Annotated in this window: 13 protein-coding genes; all 13 read right to left on the bottom strand. The window is 74.0% G+C overall.

Annotation, left to right across the window (positions count from 1 at the left end; genetic code table 11):
* Positions 1 to 22: 22 nt before the first annotated feature.
* The 13 genes from ACIOFR_RS37025 to ACIOFR_RS36965 all read right to left on the bottom strand — a co-directional run bounded on the left by ACIOFR_RS37025 (position 23) and on the right by ACIOFR_RS36965 (position 18,657).
* Positions 23 to 691: a hypothetical protein gene (locus ACIOFR_RS37025; RefSeq protein ID WP_401004423.1), complete on the bottom strand. Its 669-nt coding sequence runs from the start codon at positions 689 to 691 to the stop codon at positions 23 to 25.
* Positions 692 to 713: 22 nt separating this feature from the next.
* Complete coding sequence (locus ACIOFR_RS37020) at positions 714 to 3,896, bottom strand: DUF4157 domain-containing protein (protein WP_401004421.1); 3,183 nt, start codon at positions 3,894 to 3,896, stop codon at positions 714 to 716.
* Positions 3,893 to 4,147: a hypothetical protein gene (locus ACIOFR_RS37015; protein WP_401004419.1), complete on the bottom strand. Its 255-nt coding sequence runs from the start codon at positions 4,145 to 4,147 to the stop codon at positions 3,893 to 3,895. The genes ACIOFR_RS37020 and ACIOFR_RS37015 overlap by 4 nt, the downstream gene beginning before the upstream one ends.
* Positions 4,144 to 6,255 carry an ATP-binding protein gene (locus ACIOFR_RS37010; RefSeq protein ID WP_401004417.1) on the bottom strand — a complete coding sequence of 704 codons (2,112 nt, stop codon included), beginning with the start codon at positions 6,253 to 6,255 and terminating at the stop codon, positions 4,144 to 4,146. The genes ACIOFR_RS37015 and ACIOFR_RS37010 overlap by 4 nt, the downstream gene beginning before the upstream one ends.
* Positions 6,252 to 7,490: a Pvc16 family protein gene (locus ACIOFR_RS37005; RefSeq protein ID WP_401004415.1), complete on the bottom strand. Its 1,239-nt coding sequence runs from the start codon at positions 7,488 to 7,490 to the stop codon at positions 6,252 to 6,254. The genes ACIOFR_RS37010 and ACIOFR_RS37005 overlap by 4 nt, the downstream gene beginning before the upstream one ends.
* On the bottom strand, positions 7,487 to 8,503 hold the full coding sequence (locus ACIOFR_RS37000; RefSeq protein WP_401004413.1) for a hypothetical protein: 1,017 nt from the start codon (positions 8,501 to 8,503) through the stop codon (positions 7,487 to 7,489). Before ACIOFR_RS37000 ends, ACIOFR_RS37005 begins: the two co-directional genes overlap by 4 nt.
* On the bottom strand, positions 8,500 to 9,384 hold the full coding sequence (locus ACIOFR_RS36995) for a hypothetical protein (protein ID WP_401004411.1): 885 nt from the start codon (positions 9,382 to 9,384) through the stop codon (positions 8,500 to 8,502). Before ACIOFR_RS36995 ends, ACIOFR_RS37000 begins: the two co-directional genes overlap by 4 nt.
* Positions 9,381 to 9,899, bottom strand: a complete 519-nt coding sequence (locus ACIOFR_RS36990) for a phage tail protein (RefSeq protein ID WP_401004409.1) — start codon at positions 9,897 to 9,899, stop codon at positions 9,381 to 9,383. The genes ACIOFR_RS36995 and ACIOFR_RS36990 overlap by 4 nt, the downstream gene beginning before the upstream one ends.
* A gap of 13 nt (positions 9,900 to 9,912) precedes the next feature.
* Positions 9,913 to 11,850: a phage tail sheath family protein gene (locus ACIOFR_RS36985; RefSeq protein ID WP_401004407.1), complete on the bottom strand. Its 1,938-nt coding sequence runs from the start codon at positions 11,848 to 11,850 to the stop codon at positions 9,913 to 9,915.
* Between the two features lie 529 nt (positions 11,851 to 12,379).
* Positions 12,380 to 15,520 carry a lantibiotic dehydratase gene (locus ACIOFR_RS36980; RefSeq protein WP_401004405.1) on the bottom strand — a complete coding sequence of 1,047 codons (3,141 nt, stop codon included), beginning with the start codon at positions 15,518 to 15,520 and terminating at the stop codon, positions 12,380 to 12,382.
* Positions 15,517 to 16,944, bottom strand: a complete 1,428-nt coding sequence (locus ACIOFR_RS36975) for a lanthionine synthetase C family protein (RefSeq protein ID WP_401004403.1) — start codon at positions 16,942 to 16,944, stop codon at positions 15,517 to 15,519. Before ACIOFR_RS36975 ends, ACIOFR_RS36980 begins: the two co-directional genes overlap by 4 nt.
* Before the next feature lie 76 nt (positions 16,945 to 17,020).
* Entirely contained in the window at positions 17,021 to 17,782 is a 762-nt protein-coding gene (locus ACIOFR_RS36970) for a hypothetical protein (protein ID WP_401004401.1), read from the bottom strand.
* A 32-nt stretch (positions 17,783 to 17,814) separates the two neighbouring features.
* The gene (locus ACIOFR_RS36965; protein ID WP_401004399.1) at positions 17,815 to 18,657 is read right to left on the bottom strand and encodes an IS3 family transposase; all 843 of its coding nucleotides are present in this window, start codon (positions 18,655 to 18,657) and stop codon (positions 17,815 to 17,817) included.
* Between the last annotated feature and the right edge of the window lie 253 nt (positions 18,658 to 18,910).

The raw sequence follows: 18,910 nt of genomic DNA, 5'->3' as shown, positions 1-18,910 counted from the left end.
ACGGACGGTCGGAGCGTGGTGGTCAGAAGGGCAGGACGGAGGGGATCTGCGCTGCGGACTGCGCGGTGTTCACCGCCGCGAACACCTCCCGGGCGATCGCGTGGACGTCCGCGAGCGCCCGGATGTGCACCGGCGCGGCTGCGAGCTCGTCCCGGCTCAGCGTGGTCAGCTGGAGTTCGGCATGGGCGGTGATGGGGTTCAGCCGGGCGTCGAAGGCCTGTTCGGTGATGGAGAGCCCGCCCACCTTGACCGGCAGGACCCGGCCGGCGCCCCACACCAGGACCGTCCACCGCAGGCCGGACGGTGTGATGGTGGCCAGCCCGGCGGTGGCGAGCGCCTGCGTCAACTTGACCAGCACGGTGGACGGATGGATCAGCTGCTCGATCGCGGAGATCACCGGCAGCAGGCCGCTGACCACCGTGATCGGATTGGCGGCCGGATGTTCCAGTCGGTCGGCCGCGTCCAGGGCGAGCGTCACCGTCAACGACTCGACCGGCGCGGTGGCCGGGGTGGCCGCCTCACCGGCGCCCGCCGCCGGCTTCGCCCCGGCGGCCTGCCCCAGGTCGAAGCGCCGGGCGAGGGTCTCCGGATTCAGCGGGAAGACGATCAGCTGGACGGGTACGGGCACGATCGGCCCGAAGACCAACAGCGCGCCCTTGGCGACCCTCGGCCGCCCCGGAAACTCGCTCATCCACAACCCCAATCCCGTGCGACTACAACCCCAGCCCGACGCGGACCCGGTCCGCGATCTGGCCGGCCAGCGCCATGACGTCGATCTTCGGGGTGATCCACTGGATGTCCTTCGCCTCCGGCAGCCGCAGGTCCTGGTCGGACTGGTAGTGGAAGGGCGCGATCAGCCCGAACTCCAGGCCGGTGGCGTACGAGTAGGACGCGAGCTGGTACGGCCAGCTCATCTCGCCGAGCAGCCTGGCCCTGGCGGTGATGTCCGCCGCGATCCCGAGGGTCAGCACCGGTTGCACCCTGATCACCGCCTTCGCGTCGAAGGTCAGCAGGTTCCGGGCGTACACCAGGGCCGCCTCCGCGTCGAGACCGCCCCTCAGCAGCACCCCGCCGGTCACCGTGATGCCGCCGGTGACACTGGCCACCCCCGCCGACAGGCCCGCCGCGGCTCGCACACCGAGTTCGAGACCCGCCTCCGCCGGCAGCACCAGCCGTGCCTTGGCACCGACCGCCAGGTCGGTGTCCGGCTCCAGAGGATTGAAGGCGGCGGAGATCACCAGGTCCTTGAGTTCACCCGGCCCGAAGCTGTACCTGAAGCCCGCCTTCGCACTGAGCTGAGCCACCAGGCCGAGCGAGACCGGCCCGAGCGGGACGGCGAAGAGCGGAATCTCCGGGAAGGGGATGTCGAAGATCTGGTAGTGGTTCTCCCCGGGCCGCAGGAAGCGGTACGGGGGGAACCGGAGCTCGCCCTCGACCCGTAGCCGGTGGTCGGGGGAGAGCACCACGCCCGCCCTCCCGACCAGGCCGGGCCGGATCTCCACCATCGCCTCGCCCTTCCCGGAGATCCGGCCCTCCCGGTCGAGCACGGCGGTGAGCTGCCCGGTGACCCGGCCGCGCTGGAGGCGGATCGTGCCCTCTCCGGTGAAGTGGCCCGCGCCGTAGGCGAGGTGCATCGAACCGTTCAGCCCGAGGACGGTGAAGGTGGTGTCACCCGAACCCGTCAGGTGCTCCCCGTCGTACGAGAGCCTGAGGTCGACCGGATTCAGGCCGGGGACGGTGACGCGACCATTCCCGGCGTACACCAGCTTCTCGCCCTGGCTGGCCACCGTGAGCTCCACCGGGGTGCCCAGCACCAGCAGTTCGACGCTCCCGGTGGCCCCCCAGCGGCTGCCGGCGAAGTCGATCGCCACCGCACCGCCGGTCACCAGCCCGGTCCGGGGTGTGGCCTTGAGGTCGAGGCGGCCGGTCAGCCCGGTGTGCGGGCGGTACACCACCTTGGCGCCGGCCTCGTCGAGACCGGGCACGGTGGCGCTCAGGGTGCCGGTCGCGAACAGCCCGGAGCCGTCCGCCCCGGCGTCCAGCGTGCCGGTGACGATACGGCCGAGCTCGAAGCCGAGGTGGCCGCCCGCCTTGAAATCCGGCCCGAGCGAGATCCCGAGCGAGGCCTCGGTGACCTTGAACGGAGGCAGCGAGAGCTCGTCCGGGCTCGGCTTCACCGAGGCGCGCAGCCCCTCACGGTCGAGGGTCACGTCGATCGGGACCCGGCTGAGCAGCGGAACGCTGGGAGTGATCACGCCCTTGCCGACCAGCCCCTGCTCGCCCAGCTCCAGGTCGAGATGGCCCGAACTCAGGTACGGGTAGGTGAACTCGATGCGCTTCGACCGGTTCGGGATCGTCAGCCGGCCGGTGGCGCCCGGATCGACCACGTGCAGGTCGAGGTCGCCGCTGCCCTTGACCGCCAGCGGCAACCGGGTGCCGGCCCGCGGGCTGTTGAACGTGGCGGCGACCGTGTCGCCGAGGTGGTTCGCCGAGCGCTGGAGGGAGCGCAGCACCATGCCCGGGATCAGCTCGCGCGCCGGGCCGTTGACCGCGTCTCCCTCGATCGGGTCCCGCTCCTTCGCCTTGGTCTCGGCCTGGACCTTCAGCTCGTGGCTGGCCGCGCCGGCCGAGAGCGGGTAGGCGACCCGGTCGGCGAACTTCTCCTCGTACGTCTTGAGCTCCGCCTGGTCCGGCCGGCTGCCGGCCTCCAGGTCGGCGAGCGCGGTGCGGTGCACCGCGACGGAGTTCTCCGCCGTGCCCCGGCGGGCGACGATCGCCGCGGGCCGCAGCGTCGGGTCGAGGGGCAGCGCGGGCAGGGCCTGCGCCGGGTACGAACCCGTCTGGGTGGCGCCGGAGAAGCGTAGGGTCAGGCTCTTGACGTCGACCTCCGGGTGCTGCTCGTCGAGCGCCTTCACGACCTGGCCCGCGGTCTTGTTGAGGTTGTTCCAGATCGTGCGCCCGCTCGCCTCGTTGTCCTTGCCGTCGTGCGGGGCGAGGTTGGCCGGCACGTTGGTGCCGCCGAGCTGGAGTTCGACGATGTGGTCGATCTGGGTCTTGTCCCTGCGAGAGCTGGGCCTGAACGAATCCGGCGTCTGCGGCGGCGCCCCGCCCGCCTCGTACCACCACTTCCCGGCCGGCTTCACGGGCCATTTCACCCGCTGAAGCCAGAGCTGCCGCAGCTCGTCACTCGGAGCGCGCTTCTGCCAGAGCTCCGCCTTGATCCGTTTGCCGCTGACATCGGTGACGGCCTGCAGAGCGCCGCCGCCCTCCTTGTTCATCGACGCCAGAGCCTGGTACTCCGGGAGCCAGGGGCCCTTCTCCCGTGGGAGGACGAAATCGCCCAGGCCGACCTTGACCACGCCCTCGTCCTCCGGCAGCTGCTCCACCGATTCGACCGTGCGTTGCTGTCCCGCGTACTCGACCGTGAAGGGCTTCCAGTCCGCCGCCGCCCGCCCGAGGAAGGGCTCGGCCGCCCGCTGCCAGGACCAGCCGGGCGGCAGCGGCCGGTGGGACAGCGCGGCGGCCAGGTCGGCCTGCCGCTCCAGGGCGACCGAGGCGGGCGGCAGGTGGGTACCCTCCCAGGCCAGGAGAGCGGGCGCGTGAGCAGTGCCACCGTGCTGGGCGACGTGCGCGAGCTCGTGCGCGATCAGCGTACGGCCGGAGGCGGTGAGCGGGTCGTAGGCGCCGTGCGAGAACACCACGTCGTTGCCGACGGCGTACGCCCTGGCGCCCAGCCCGCGGGCGGCGCTGTCCGCCTCCGGGCCGACGTGCACCCGGACCGGCGAGAAGTCGTGGCCGAAGTGCGCCGACAGCTGGTCGCGGGTGCCCGCCTCCAGCGGCTGCCCGGGCCCGGCCAGGCCGGCGGCGGCGGTCTTGGCGGTGGCCGGGGCGCTCACCGTCGCACCACCCGGGCCACGGCCGCGGCCAGCTCCCGACCCAGCCGCTCACCGTCGGGCGCCTGGGCGGACGCCTCGACGGCGTCGGGCCCGGGCGCGACCTCCTCGGTCACCGGGGTGCGTGGCGTCGCGGGGTCGCGCAGAAGGACGGCCAGATGCCGGCGGAAGGCCGCCAGCACGGCCGGCACGTCCGCCTCCTGAATGCCGCGCAGCACCAGCTGCTCGATCTCCACCTCGACGGGCCAGGTCATGACCACCCCCGCAACTCGTGGGGCGACAGCGGCCGTTCCAGCTTCTCGCACTCGATCTGCACGGCCTCGCGGACATGTGTCATCCGCACCGGCTCGCCCGCGTCGGCCGCCAGGAATGCTGCGTGCAGGGCAAGTTGGGAGATCGTGCCGCCCGCGACGGCGACCTGTGCCAGCCGCGCCGGGTCCAGTCCGTCGACCGGGACACCCGCCGGGAACGCCCGCTCCCAGAGCCGTGAGCGCTGCTCCGCTTCGGGGAAGGGGAAGTTGACCACGAAGCGCATCCGTCGCAGGAAGGCCGAGTCGAGCGCATCCTTGGTGTTGGTGGTCACGATGCAGATGCCGGCGAAGGTCTCCAACCGCTGGAGCAGGAAACTGACCTCCAGGTTGGCGTACCGGTCGCGGCTGTCGCGCACCGTCGTCCGCCGGCCGAACAGCGCGTCGCCCTCGTCGAAGAGCAGCACGGCGCCGGCCTCGGCGGCGTCGAAGAGGCGGGCGAGATTCTTCTCCGTCTCGCCGATGTACTTGCTGACCAGCTGGCTCAGGTCGGCACAGACCAGGTCTCGCCCGAGCTCCGCGGCGACGGCCTCGGCGGCCGTGGTCTTGCCCGTGCCGCTCGGCCCGCTGAACAGGGCCGTGACCGCCAGACCGCGGTGCCCCGGGCCGGGGTGGCCCCACTCGTCGTGCACCCGGCGGCGCTGGCGGACCTGCGCCAGCAGCGCGCGCAGCGCCCGCTCGGCGGGCTCGGCGAGCACCAGCGTGGCCATTCCGCGGGTGGGGCGGCGCAGCTCCGCGAGACCGTGCAGCGGCCGGTCCGCCATCGCGCGGCAGGCTGCGGCGATGTCGGGCGCCGTGATCGGGGAAGCACCGGGGGCGGCGCCCGGCGGACCCCCGGGGGCGGCGAAGAGCCGGACAGCGCGCTCGACACCCAGCACGATGGCGGCCGGGGTGAGCGGATGACGGTCCGCCAGTTCCGTCAGCTCGGCCATCCGGACCGGGTCGGCCGGCAGCCCCGAGTCCGCCAGGGCCTGGGCGAACAGTGCCCGCCGCTCGCCGGCGCCCGGTGCGGGCAGCCGGAGTACGGGCAGCGCGAGCGCCGCCGACGGCGGCTCGGCGAGAGCGAGCACCACCGGGACGCCGTACGAGCCGGCGTCCGACGCCAGCCGCAGCACGCCCGGCGCCATCGCGGCCGCGACGCCCGGCTCACCCGCGCCGTCCTCGGCGGAGCCCGGCAGGGCTCGCGCCTCGATCAGCAGCAGCCGGCCGCCGAGCGCGGCCTCGCGGGCGAGCATCCGCCCGTAGAGCTCGGCGGTGGGCGCCTCGGGCGGGACGTCCCGGGCGTCGGTCACCAGCGTGGTCAGCCCGAGCGAACGGGCGGCCTGCACCGCCGCCTGGCGCCGGGTCAGCAGGTCCTCGCCGACCAGCACGACGGGGCGCAGTGCGGCGTACGGCGCGGACCGGGCCGCGGACCGGGGAGCCGCGAAGGAGGCGAGCTGCCCGCAGACCTCCAGCTGGCCGGGTGTCAGCCGGCAGTGGTCTTCGGCCAGTCGGGCGCGCCCGCGCAGTCGCTCGTCGAGCGTCGCCGCCCCGACGAGAGCGTGCAGGACCCGCTCGTCCACCGCGAGTGGCAGCTGCGGAAGGCCTCCGTGGTGCGCTGCCGGCAGCTCGGTGGGCAGGTCGGTCAGCCGCCAGTGCCGCAGCGGCGAGTCGGGCAGCAGCGCGCTCCAGTGCGCGTCCGCAAGCGTGGACAGCGCCCTGGCGAAGGTCACCGCGCCGGTCGCGGACGGCAGGCCCAGCTCCGGTGCGGCTGAGGCCGTCAGGATGTCCCGCTCGAACCTCGTGAGGCCGAAGAGGCCGGCGATCCGGTCCAGCGCGACCGGCGCGCCGCTGGTGGCCGACACCTCCGCGGCCAGCAGCGCGGCGGCCTGCTCCGGCTGGTCGGCGTCGCCGGGCCGGCCGTCGAGGCGGGCGGCGACCGCAGCGGCGTACAGCACGAGATGCCGCTGGTTGTCGCGGGCCCACACGGCGGCCGGGTCGGCCGGGCCGGGAGCGGTGGCGCTTGCTCCGGAGGCCGTCCCGTCGTCCGTGCGGACGTCGGCTGCCGGCCTCACAACGTCACCTCCTGTGGCTGGAAGCGGCCCTGGGGGTCGAGCGGCGGCATGCTCCGGGCGCCGTCGACCTCCAGGGTGACCCGGTAGGTGCCGCGCGGCGCGTCGGTCAACGCGACGTCGAGGGATTCCCGCGGCGCCGCCGGCGGGAGCGGCACGTCGAGCGCCAGTGCCACGGTCGCGTCCGGGCTCACCCGGTCGAGCAGCAGCCGCACCCGTTGCGGCGCCGCGACCGACGGCAGCACGCCCGCGGTGAGCGTGCCGCGGTAGTCGCCCGGGCCCGGGTCGGGGGTCGCGCCGACCGAGGTCAGGGCCGGTACGACCGTGAACGGGACGGGTGCGCTGGCCAGGGCCGGGGCGGTGGTGGACAGCGCGGGAGCGACCGGCGCCGTCAGCCGCAGCACCTGCACCGCGTGGGCCCCCGGCCGGACGCCGGCCAGCGGGATCGTCAGCTGCCCGGCGTCCACCACCGTCGCGGTGGTGGGGACGCCGTCCACAAGCACCTTCAGCGTCTCGTCGGTGAGCGGGGCGAGGGCCGCGCCGAACAGCCGCAGGTCCGGCATCGAGGCGGCCGCCCGGACCGGCGCGCCCGGCCCCTCCGGACCGGCCGCCACGTCCAACCGGGGGCCGCTCAGCGGTCGGGCACCCAGACCGACCTGGCGGACGGGGAGCACCGTGCCGGGGATCTCGGGGGAATCGACGATCACCGGCCCGGCGGAGAGCGCCAGGGTGACCGTGAACGAACCCGGCTGGTACAGCGCCCAGAGCCGGCTGATCTCGTCGATGCTCAGCGCCTCAGGGGAGAGCCTGACCCGCTCGCGGGCCTGCGCGAGGTCGTTCCCGAGGACCTCCCGCTGAGTGGTGGTGGCGTGGTCGATCAGCTCGGGGGAGAGCTCCGGGACGGCGTGCAGGGCGGCGGCGGTCAGCGCGAGCAACCACTCGGACTGGAAGGGGGTGTCGCCCCGGAAGGTGAACAGGTAGTGCAGGTCGAGCGCGGTGCGCGGGGTGCTGCGCAGGGTGCCCCCGGCCGAGGCGCGGGTCGGCAGGTCGTCGCTCGACAGCGCGGCGTTGCGACTGACCCGGTAGAGGTGGACGCCGATCCTGGGGGCGTGGTGGTCGTCGTCCAGCGGCCCGGGCTTGACGAGCGGTCGCGGCGTGATGCCGGCGGCGTCGACCCGCGCTTGGAGCAGCGCGGCGAGAGCGGCGGTGACGGTCGGCACGGCGAGCGCGTTGCTCATCCGGACCACCCCCCGCCGTGCCCGCGGTGGGCGGCGAGCAGGTCCGGGTGGCCGGCGGCGGCCGGCGGTGCCTGCGTGGGTGCGGGTGAAGGCGGTGGCGCGGCCGCCCGGACGACCAGCTCCACCCGGCCGATCCGCACCACCACCGGGGCAGGTGCCGGGGCCGGCGGTACGAGGAGCCCGCGTCGGCGGGCCTGCCGGGCCGGGATGGCGGTGGGCGGCATGGCGGTGGCGGCGGTGAGCGGGGTGGGCGCGGCAGCTGGTGGGCCGGCCGGCCGGGGGCGCAGGAGCACCGGCGGCGGCAGCTCTGGCCGGACGCCGGCCGCCCGGTCGGCCGCCCGGTCGGCCGCCCGGCCGGCGGAGGCCGGTGCGGGGGCGGTCGCGGGCGCCGGATCGCCGGCGGACGCCGGCCGTGAGCGGGGGGCGAGCGTCTGCCGGGCGGCCGGCGCGTCGGCGTCGTCGGCGGCTGTGTGCGGGCCAGGGCGGGTGCCGGCGCGTTCGGGCAGTGCTACGTTCGGCCGCTTCGCGTGCGGCAGCGGCGCCTCGGCCCCGGCCGGCTGGAGCGCGGCGTCGTGGGCCGCTCGGTCGGGGGTCTGCCGGCGGGCGGGTCGCGCCGTCCGGGTGGGCGGCCCGACGCCGACGAGCGGCGGTGCGGCGTCGGCGACCTGCTGTGGAGCCTGCCGGGTCGGGCGCGCCGGGGCACTGTCCTCATCCGACCGGTCGTCGTCGCGCCACGGCTGTTCGCCGGACGGGTCCATCGGGTGTGCTGTCGCCTGGGCCTGTGTCCGGGAGGCGGCTGCGGCGCGCGCCGCGAACCACGCCAGGTGGGACTGCGGCGGGCGGCGGGCCACCGGCACGCCGGACTCCGCCGGGAGGCGGTCCGGGCCGTGCTCCCCGGCGTGTTCCTCGCCGCGGGACGGGCGGATGCCGACGGTGGCCCGAACCGCGAGGCGGTGCAGGTGTCCCCCCGGGGCGGCCGTGGCCCGGGTCGGGGGCGTCGCGGAGGCCGTCACAGCTCACCGTCCCAACGTTCGCCGTCCGCGACCAGGTTGAGATAGCCGGCACGCCGGGGCGTGGGCAACGCCAGTACCTCCGGCTCGCTCCAGCCGTACGCCAGTGCCAGGGCGTGGACGTCGGCCATCAGCCGCCGGTCCGGGGACAGCCGGGCGGCCAACTCGGCCGCCGGGTCCAGCAGGGCCGGCACGGGTGTCTTGCAGGCGGCGCAGGTGAGCAGCAGCTCGATGTCGGCGAGCGGGTCGGCGAGCGCCATCTCGGTTTCGACGGCCGCGATGGCGGAGTCGTCCAGGGTGTGCCAGGCCGCCACGCAGCGGTCCAGCAGCAACCGCCGGGCCTGGTCGGGGACGTCGGACGCGGCGCGCCCACCGCTCGCCTCCCACGGGCCGGTCTCGGCCGGGACCAACTCCGCGACCGCCTCCAGATCCTCGCCGGTGGGCAGGCGGAAGCCGACCGTGGCCGCGTCCCGGGGCGGCCCGGCCACGGGCGCCCCACCAGGGGGAGCCCCGGCCGCGCGGAGCAGCAGCATCTCCAGGTCGACGGCGGCGTCCAGCCGCTCGCCGCAGGACGGACAGTCGAGGACCCACTCGACGCGCGAGCCGTAGGTCGCGGCCACCAGTGCGAGCAGCAGCGCGTTGCGGTCGCCGACACTGAGCGCCCGCAGCTCGGCGACGTCCGGGCGCGCGCCGCCGAGTTCCTCGACGGTGGCGGCCAGTACCCGGGTGACCCAACGCTCGTCACCCGGTCCGTGTCCGCCCCCGAGGGCGGCCTCGTCGGCGCCGGTGAGCATGCGCACGGTGGCCGTCGTCGCGGGACGCGTCGCCAGGCCGTGACGCAACGGCACCCGAAGGCCCGGGGTGATGTCGATGCTGGAGATCATGGAGAGAACGAGACCTCCTTGGGCTCCACCACGGCCGGGTCCCGCTCCCAGCCCTCGTTCTCCAGCTTGAGGTGGGCGAGCGCCACCGCGTTGGCGTTGGAGTCGAGGTCGGGCAGGGACTGGTACTCGCTGACCCAGCACCGGAAGACGTTGTAGGCGATGACGAGTTGGCCGGCCTCGTTGTAGAGCTCGATCACGATGTCCTTGCGGAAGTCCGCCAGGCTGACCTCGGCGCCGAGTGCGGCGCCGTGCTGCCAGACCTTGGTGGCCCAGGCCTCGAACTCGAGGTCGTGGGTGACTCCTCGTTCGAGCGTGATCGCCTCGTACTTGGTCCGGCCCGGCGAGCGCCGCGAGCTGGACGGGTCGCCGCCCTCGCGGAACTCCACCACCTCGGTGGTCCGCTTGAGGCTGCTGACCTTGCTGACGCCCGCGACGTAGCGGCCGTCCCACTTCACCCGGAACTTGAAGTTCTTGTACGGGTCGAACCGGTTGGTGTTGACAGCGAACTGGGCCATGGATGGACTCCCCTCAACTCTGCGTCTGGCCGGCGAGCTGCTGGATCCGCAGGACGACGAACTCGGCGGGCCGCAGGGGCGCGAAGCCCACCAGTACGTTCACCACACCCAGCCCCTGGTCCGTCTGCGTCGTGGTGGTGGCGTCGCATCGCACGACGTAGGCCTCCTTGGGGGTGCGCCCCGCGAACGCCCCCTGCCGGAAGAGACCGTGCATGAACGAGCCGATGTTCAGCCGGATCTGCGACCACAGCGGTTCGTCGTTGGGCTCGAAGACGGCCCACTTCAGGCCGATCAGCAGGCTCGACTCCAGATAGTTGGCCAGTCGCCGGACCGGGACGTACTTGTAGTCCGTCGGCGAGGCGTCACCGCCCATCAGCGTTCGCGCCCCCCAGGCCACCTGTCCGTAAGCCGGGAAGGTGCGCAGGCAGTTGACCGCGATCGGATTCAGCAGGCCGGTCTCGGGGTCGGTGAGGTCGTAGCCGAGCTGTTGCACGCCGAACAGCTTGGCCTCCGTACCGGCCGGAGCCTTCCAGACGCCGCGGGCCGCGTCGATCCGGGCCATCAGGCCGGCGATCGTGCCGCACGGGCCGACCGAGCGCGGCTGGTAGTTCCTGGTCGGGTCGGCGATGCTCAGCCGGGGGTAGTAGAGGGCACTGAACTCGTCGCGTACGTTGCTGTGGCTCTGGAGCCAGGTGCGCAGCTCGGTCGGGCTGTTGTGGGTGTCCGGCGGGTCGAGCAGCAGCAGAGCACGCTTGCGGCGGCAGTAGGCGATCGCGTTGCCCACGACATTGGCGAAGGCGGCGTCGACCGTGGCGGGGGTGGCGAACTGGTCGGCGTCGCCGGCTCGCTGGTTTCCGATGCTGGGCAGGCAGAGCAGCGTGAAGTCGGTGTTCTCCAGGGCGAACATGCCTGTGCCGGTGCCGAGTTCGCTGCCCACGAGTTCGGCCGCGCCCGGATGGGCGCCGTCGCCGCCGCCCACGAGGGGGGCGGACCCGTCCGGGGGAGCGACGCCGTGGAGTTTCAGGTCGGCCGCGGTGGTGTCCGACCCGGTGTTGTTGATGGTGAACCTGGCCGGGTTGGCGACGCCGGGCACGATCTGGAGCCGACCCTTGGTGGCGTCTGCCGGGTCGGGCAGCAGCCGGACGACCGCCTGGGCCCAGATCGGGTCGGCGCCGTTCGCCGTCCGGATCGCCGACTGCAGGGCCGCGGCGGCCTGCTCCAGGGAACCGAGATCGCCGGGCAGGGTGACGGTCGCCGAAGCCGCCGGGCTCGTGTTGACGGCCACCACCACCTGCCGGTCGCCCGGCTGGGCGGGCGGCAGGGTGAACGCAGTGGAGGAGACCAGGCCGCTCGGGTACGGGGTCTTGAAGGTCGTGCTCCCGTTGACCGGTTGGACGGTGACCAGTTCGGAGGCCGCGTTGACGACCGTGGAGAGGTAGTTGGGGTCGGCGGCCGCGGCGGGCTTGCTGATGAGGCCGCGGTATTCCTCCTGCCGCAGCACCACCTCCCGGCCGCCGTCGCTGCCGACCAGGCTGACCACCAGGTCGAACCGGTCGGCGTCGGCCGTGCCGAACACCTGCGCTCGCAGCTGGTTGCCCCATGCTCCCTCGTCCCGGGCCACGACCGCGAACGCCGAGTCCCGCACGTTCGCATGTGCCTTGCCGAGGGCGGTCGCACCGCTCCCGGGGGCGGCGACCCTCACCACCCAGGCCCGCGCACCACCGTTCAGGAAGTACTGCTGAAGTGCGAACGAGGTGTCGCTCCCGGCGTGCAGGCCGCCGAACTTCCGCTCCACATCGGCGAACGAGAGGACCTCCTCCCGGCTGTTCATCGGGCCGCGCGGAAACCAGCCGATGAACGCCGCGATCGCGGTGGGCACGCCAGCGACCGGATGCACTCCACTGGGCACCTCCTCGACGTACACGCCCGGAAACGTGGGTGCGACGGGCATGAGCGCTCCTCTCCTCGGGGGGGATCACCGGAAGTCTCCCGACGGCCCGTCACCGCATCGTCTGCCGCAGCGTCACACTCGCCTCGCATGAGCGGAGTTCACTCGGACGAGGGGTGGCCGCGGCCGCCGAGCCTCAGGACGGGGCCTGCCCGGTCGGCGGCCGGCGCCGCAGAACGCCGCCTCCACCCCCGGCGCGGACCGTCAGCCCGGAACTGCTGCGGCTGAGGGACCCGACTGCCGGCAGGAAGCCGACGAAGCCGCTCGGGAGAAGGGACTCCGGACCGCTCGCGCCGCCAACCCCGAACGCCCGCCCCGCTGGACCTGCAACGCCCCCTCGGCGGCGCCCGGACACCCGATCGAACTCCGCGAGGAAGCTCCCATCGACGCCCTGGAGTGCACTCCCTGCGACAGCCGCCGCCACATGTCCGGCCGCGACCCGACCATCCTCGTCCAACCCACCCCCGACAGCTGGCACAGGCCGCGCGACACGGTACGCACCGGGACCTGACCCACGGCGACCGCCCGGCCGTCAGGTGACGGGCGCCTTGGCCAGGCCCTGGCGGGTACGGCGCAGCAGTTCGAGGACCAGCCCTTCGCCGTCGCCCGCCGGGCCCAGGCCGAGCCGGTTGAGGTGCATGTGGACGTAGCTGCGGCACAGCGCGCCGTGGCTGCGCCGGAGCCTGCCGTCCTGTCGCAGTGTGGCGAGCAGGGCGGCCGCAGGGGCGAGGGCGGTGCGGCGCTGGCCCAGCAGCAGGCGCAGGACCTCCGTGTCGGGCCGGTCCGGACCGGCGAGGGCCAGGCGCAGGTCGTTGCCGCGGCGGCGGTACTCGTCACCGCCCTCGCGGGTGGTCTCGGCGGCGCCGCGCAGGAACGCCAGCCGATCCGGCTCGGACAGGCCCAGGGTGTCGAGCAGGTCGTCGACGCTGCTCACCGCCAACGCCGTGCGGTCGAGCGGGATCTCCCCCTCCTCGCCCGCCTGGAGCAGCCAGGCGACCGAGGTGCTGTCCGCGCCGAAGACCTCCTCGGCCACCCGTACCCCGTCGCTGCCGCCGTAGCGTTCGACCTCCCGCTCGTAGGTGTCGAAGGCGAGCCTGGTGGCGGCCCCGGTCGCCAGCAGGTCCTCCGCCCAGCGGCAGGTCTGGTCCATCAGCGGGCCGAGCAGGGCGGACCGCTCGCCGTGGAAGCGGATCCGCAGGTGGCTGTCCGTGTCCGAGTAGCGGATGAAGAACCAGTTGTCGGCCAGTCCGGCGGCGGTGGCGAACTCGGCGAAGGTGCGCAGCGGTCCCGCGATCAGCTCGTCCTGCTGCCAGGGGCTGCCGTAGAGCTTGAGGTACAGCCAGTCACTTCCAGGCGGCCGGAACCGGGTGCCCGACGCCACGGTGTCGGTGGCCGACGCCACCGCGTCGGCCGCGTGCGCGTGACCGGCCGGGTGCCCGTCGAGCCCTGCCGGCTCCACGGCCGCGGCCCGCGCGCGCACCAGCGGAACGACGAGCTCGCAGACGTGGCGGCCGTCCGGCCCGGGCAGCCAGGCGTCCTGCGGCTGCGGCAGCGCCTCCTGGAGCTGCAAGGCCTGCGTGCCGCGCAGGGCCCGCAGTTCCTCGCGCGCCACCTCGACCTGGTCGGGGTCGGCGAGGTCGAGCAGCAGGCGGTTGTCGCCGACGCACAGGTAGACCAGGTGCGGGACGGCCCACCTCTGCCGCCAGGCCGACAGCGCGGCCGCGAACTCCTCGCCCGCGCCGGTGGGCAGGTCGTCCGCGTCGAGCCGCCACTGCGCGAGGGCGAGCACGGTGCGGCCGTACTGGACCCGGGGCAGGAACGGGAAGCCGTTCGCCGGGCCCCAGGAGAACAGCGAGGGCTGGCAGCGCCCGTCGGCGGCGGCGTCCAGCAGGAAGCGGACCGGGGCGGGTGCGCTCATGCTGTTGAGCATGTGGCCCTGCACCCCGGTGATCCGGGCGTCGGCAGCGGGCCACTCGACGCTGAACCGGCCCTCGTGCAGGCCCACGACCAGCTCGCGCAGCGGGATGGCGTCCCGGTGCGGCACCCCGGGCCCGGTGCCGAGCACGATCTCGTGGGTCCGGACCGCCGGCCGGATCGCGACGTTGGCGGAGCGCGCCCGCTGCGGCAGGTAGACGACCTCGGCGAACAGCGTGTCGGGGCTGGCCTCCTGCTCGGCGCGGGCGATCTCGTCGAGGGCGGTACGGGCGTCCGGGCCGAGCAGGTCGGCGAACCTGCCGAGGTGACGGCCGGCGGCCGGGGCGCCGAGGTTGGGGCCGACGACCAGCCGGAACTCACCGGCGTCCAGGGCGGCGGGCGACGCGGCGGTGAGGAACAGCGCGAGCTCCAGCGAGAGCGGGCAGGCGGCCGGATCGGGCCGGGACACGGTGAGTGCCTCGATCTGCTCGTCGGTCAGGTCGACGCTCTGGCGGTGCTCCCGGTTGGCGGCGAGGGCGAGGTCCAGCAGCAGCCGGTTGCGCTGCGGCGGCTGCGGGGTCGAGCGCTGGTGGGCCGACGAGTCGGTGGGGGGTCCGAGCCCCACGTCCGGGTCCAGCAGGTCCAACAAGGGAACCCGGCGCTCCGCCCCGTAACGGCTCACGAACGCCCGCCGGTAGGACTGCAGGCGGGGCGGGCCGGCCGGGAGGGGACTCAGCCGGAGCAGCAGCTCGGCGGCGCGGGCCGCCTCCGCCGCCACCTCGGCGTGCAGGCCCCGGCCGGCCAGGGGAAGGGCCAGGTCGGTCTGGAGGACGGCGTCTCCGGGCGCCGCCGGGTGCAAACCGTCGGCGCGTTCCAGCAGGTCAGCCCAGGGGCGGACCCGTGCGTCGAGCGGGAGGACGTCCCACCGGGCGAGGTCGCGGGACAGGTGGTCGAGCCCGGCGGCCAGCTCCCGCGCACCGGGGACGGCGGCCAGCCGCTCGCGGACGTGGGTGGCGGGGTCGCCGTTGGTGAGCGGCGGTCGGAGATCGGTCTGGAGGAAGCCCTGGGCCCGCAGCCGTTCGACCAGCCCGGCCGCCTTGTCGGGGGTCGCGCCCGCCAGCCCGGCGAGCCCGGCGAGCCCGGCCGCCAGGTCGTCCGCCGCGACCGGGTGTCGCGCCGTCTCCAGCACCTGCCGTACGGCCGGGGTCAGCCGGACCGAGACGGTGTCCGCCGCGCCGTCGGCTCCGGCGTCGCGGAGCAGGGCGTGCTCGCCGCGCAGGACGACCGCCGCGTTGGTGACCAGCCGCAATCCGGCGCGGATCTCCGGCTCCTCCTCCAGGCGGTGGATGAGCCCGAGCAGCCAGGCCATGTCCGGCCGGGTTCGGGTGCGCGGCGGGTAGGGCCCGAGCGCCAGATCGGTGTGGTCGCTCCAGCGGGCCAGGCCGACGCCGGCGAAGACACCGAAGGGCGTCGGCCTGGTGCACATGCGGATCAGGTAGCGCGTCAGCTTGCGGCGCACCCGCCGAGCTTCCGGGTCGTTGGGGCGGGTGCGGTACAGGGCTGCGGCGAGGTCACGGCTGGCCACCTCGACGGCGAGGCGGACCTGCGGCGCGTCGGGCATCAGGGTGTCGCCGCCGGTGGCCGCGCCGGCGGTGGCCAGCGCGTCCACCGGGAGCAGCGGTGCCCGCACCACCGTCCAGCCCAGAGGCCGGTAGATCGGCTGCGCGCGGCGGCGGTGCTCAGGGCCGTTGACCGTCATGACAGCAGGAAGAACCGATCCCAGGTGGGCTCGGTGTCGGTTGCGGCGGCCAGCAGGACCATGACGACGCCGGGGGCTCCGTCGAGCAGGCCGGGCGAGTCCACCCGGTTGCCAGCCGGTTCCACCGCGGCGTACCCGAGCGGACGGTCGGGATCGAAGTGATCGAGCAGCTGGTCGACCAACTGCTCGGCCCCGGCGGCGAACTGTGGCAGGCCGGTGTCGTGGGCGAAGCGCAGTACCACCTGGAGCAGTCCGGCGACGCCGTGGCAGAACGTGGGCGAGGCGAGCTGGCGGGCGGCGTCGGGCCGCTGCAGCACGCGGGTGACGGCCTCGACGGCGAGGTCGCGCAGCTGTTCGTCGTCCAAAGCCTCGCCGGCGTGCCAGAGCGCCCGCGCGATCCCGGGGCTGCCGTAGCACCAGGAGCTGCGCGCCGGGCCGGGGTCCGGCGGCGGGGGCCGTCCGGGCGCCGCCGGCAGCGGGATGGCCGACGGCCAGTTGACGCCCCACGCGTCGTCGAGGCGGTGCGCGGTCAGCCAGTCGGCCAGGTGGCGGACCGCCGCCGCCTGGCCGGGGGCCTCACGGCCGGCCCGCAGGGCGAGGGCGAGGATCGCCAGCGGCCCGGGAATCCCGTGCGCCAGCCCGCAGTTGAGGTTGCCGTACGGGTAGATGGGCCGCGTCGCGGGGTCACCCAGCTGGTCCTCCGGCGTGGCCCAGCGCGGCGTCGCGCCGTTCGGCTCGGCCAGGTGGACCAGTGCGCCGAGCAGGTCGGCGAGCGAACCGTGCTGATCGCGCGGCAACAGGCCGGCGGCCAGTCCGCTCGCCCCGGAGACCAGGTCGAAGTCGCCCACCGGCCGACCGTGGCGGCCCTCGGCGAGCCGCGCGGCCATGAGCCTTGCACGGGGCACCAGTTCGTCGTCGAGGGCGCCGAGCGCACGGCGGTAGCGCGTGCCGTCGCGACTGAGCGCGGCGACGGCGAACGCCGTGCCACCGAGTCCGCTGTAGAGTCCGGAGCCGATCCGCGCGGCATTCTGCCCGATGCCGTCGAGCCCGATGCCTTCGAGCCCGGTGACGAGGAAGTGGTGGCCGATCTCGTCCCACCCCTGTCCGGGCCGACACCGGTCGAGGTACGCGCAGAGCAGCGCGATTCCGGCGTCTCCCCTGGCCACCCCGGGGGAGAGCCAGTCGATCGTCCGGGGGAGGCGGGTCTGATGGGCGGCACCGGCCAGCGCCTCGCAGATGCGGGCGCGATCCACGCAGCGCTCGGCGGCGGCATAGGCGGCGGCCAGCGCGGCCGCCCGCCGGTCGCCGTCGAGCACGCTGCGCCACGGGCGCGGCTCCGGGTCGCGCCCGTCGGCCGTCGGCGACTCGAAACGGCTTGTCGCACCGAAAGCGCTTGTCGCGTGGGCGAGTTCGCGTCGCGTCATGTGGTCTCCCTCGGAGCAGCGGAGCAGCCACGAACGGCAAGGCGGCCGGCACGGTGACACGCCGGGCGGGCGACCGTCAGCCGCAGGCCACGCCGGTCAGAATTTCACAGCACACGGTGCACCCGGTATCCCCGCAGGTATTGCAGGTGAAGCAGGTCTCGCATGTGGCAGCGCACGTGGGAGCGCAGGTGAACTGGCAGGTGTCGTCACAGGTGCCGTTGCAGGACTGCGGACAGGTCTGGTCGCAGGTCCCTTCGCACGAGACGCAGGTGTCCTCGCACGAGGCGCAGGAGACGAACTCGATCGTCTGCTGGCCACAGGGGGCGCCGCACGTGCAGCCCTCCTGCGGAGCGAAGCGGCCGGCCGCGCGACGCGCCAGGGCGGCTGGTGACCCTCGTGGTGTCAGCCCTCGGCCGCGCTGCGGGCCCCTCGGGCCCGTCCGGCTCACCCGGCGGACGTCGAGGTCGAAGTCGTCCGACGGGCGGACCGGGGCGCTGTGGGTGTAGCTGACATGGGCTCCTTCCTTCAGCGTGACCTCGGTTGCCTCCGCTCCGACGAAGGGAGGCCGGTCCGGCGGAATACCGGCGCTGTCGATGACGTCGTCGGTGGCGAACTCGACGTAGTAGTCGAGGTTCTTCGTCAGGTACAGCCGCCGGTGTCCTTCGCGGTCGCTGTCGCCGAGGAAGCCTTTGAGGGTGATTCCTCGGACGGGCGCGTGCGCCGGATCCGGGCGGAATCTGTCGACCAGCGGATCCTGCGGACCGTGGATGTCCTTGGTCCGGTCCGGTTTGTCGCCTGGGCTGTTGTCGGATCCGCCGCTGTTCGGTGGGGTGGTCATCGTGGACCTCCCTCGATGGAAGCGGTGCCTTCTCATGCTTTCACCTGGGCCGCAACCTGACAACTCGACGGGTTTCCGTGACACAGGGTGACCTCCGGCCGAGCGGCGGGCAGATACGTGATGTCACCGACGTACGTCCGGTTCGGCTCGTCGGCGGTGAAGTCGCGGCCGACCAGGTCGTACGCCTTTGGGGCGGCCGGGGCCGCGATGGTGGTGCGCTGCTTGCGGCGCAACCGCGGCTCGGCGATCCCCGCGGCGTCCATCAGACGGGCGACCTTCTCGTGGTTCACGACATCGCCCTGGTCGCGGAGCCCGGCGGTGACGCGCGGGACATCGTGGGTGTCGTCGGAGGGCGCGTGGACCGTACGTATCCGGGCGGTGGCCTCGGCGTCGGCGGCCTGCCTGGCAGCGCGGTCGGGGGCGGGGCGGAGCTGGCGGGAGAAGCTGGACCGGGCGATTCCCAGGACCTGGCACAACCGCTCGACGCCATAGGGGCGTTGCTGGTCGGCAACGAACTCGCAGCGGTGCACCGGCACGCCTCCCCTGCGAAAGACGGGGCGGCCTTGCGCAGGATGTCGCGCTCCTCCTCCAGCTCGCGGATCCTCTTGCGTGCGCCGGCGAGCTCGGCCTGGAGTGCATCGGCAGCCGGGGCGGGGGCGCTTGGTGGTTCGGATGCCGATGCGTTCGCGGGTCTCGGCGTCGATGAGGACGGTCGCGTAGTTGCGATCTCGACACCACAGGTTGGGACGGGCGACAGGACCTCCCGGCGTCCGCACGCGGACCCGGATCAGCCCTTCCTCGTCGGACACACCGTCCACAACCAGCGGCGAAATCCCCGAAAACACCGTGTTCACAGGCTCGTTGGCGTCCAGCACGACACATCGTCATGCACTGGTGCTCTCCGGCACCACCGGATCAGCCACAGAGCCGGTCGCCGCACAGACCCTCGCACAGCGCCCCGCCCTCGGCTGCTGAATGCCTGGCGATGTCGGGGACTCCCCGTGACCTCCTCAAGCCTGATCGGCACAGGCTTTGAAGTTCCCCCTTGGAACTGGACAGCGGGTGCTTACGCTGCGGGGGTGAAGTCGTGCTGCAGTCTGGCTCGGGTTTCGAGTGGGGTGAGGTACC

Source organism: Kitasatospora sp. NPDC088346 (assembly GCF_044740765.1).
Lineage (GTDB): Bacteria > Actinomycetota > Actinomycetes > Streptomycetales > Streptomycetaceae > Kitasatospora.
Note: the sequence above shows the minus strand (reverse complement) of the source record. Positions and strands in the feature narration are given on the sequence as shown.

Bases quoted from the DNA above. Each gene is read 5' to 3' on its own strand.
- ACIOFR_RS37025 (WP_401004423.1), bottom strand. From the start codon at position 691: ATGAGCGAGTTTCCGGGGCGGCCGAGGGTCGCCAAGGGCGCGCTGTTG.
- ACIOFR_RS37015 (WP_401004419.1), bottom strand. From the start codon at position 4,147: ATGACCTGGCCCGTCGAGGTGGAGATCGAGCAGCTGGTGCTGCGCGGC.
- ACIOFR_RS37005 (WP_401004415.1), bottom strand. From the start codon at position 7,490: ATGAGCAACGCGCTCGCCGTGCCGACCGTCACCGCCGCTCTCGCCGCG.
- ACIOFR_RS36995 (WP_401004411.1), bottom strand. From the start codon at position 9,384: ATGATCTCCAGCATCGACATCACCCCGGGCCTTCGGGTGCCGTTGCGT.
- ACIOFR_RS36990 (WP_401004409.1), bottom strand. From the start codon at position 9,899: ATGGCCCAGTTCGCTGTCAACACCAACCGGTTCGACCCGTACAAGAAC.
- ACIOFR_RS36985 (WP_401004407.1), bottom strand. From the start codon at position 11,850: ATGCCCGTCGCACCCACGTTTCCGGGCGTGTACGTCGAGGAGGTGCCC.
- ACIOFR_RS36980 (WP_401004405.1), bottom strand. From the start codon at position 15,520: ATGACGGTCAACGGCCCTGAGCACCGCCGCCGCGCGCAGCCGATCTAC.
- ACIOFR_RS36975 (WP_401004403.1), bottom strand. From the start codon at position 16,944: ATGACGCGACGCGAACTCGCCCACGCGACAAGCGCTTTCGGTGCGACA.
- ACIOFR_RS36970 (WP_401004401.1), bottom strand. From the start codon at position 17,782: ATGACCACCCCACCGAACAGCGGCGGATCCGACAACAGCCCAGGCGAC.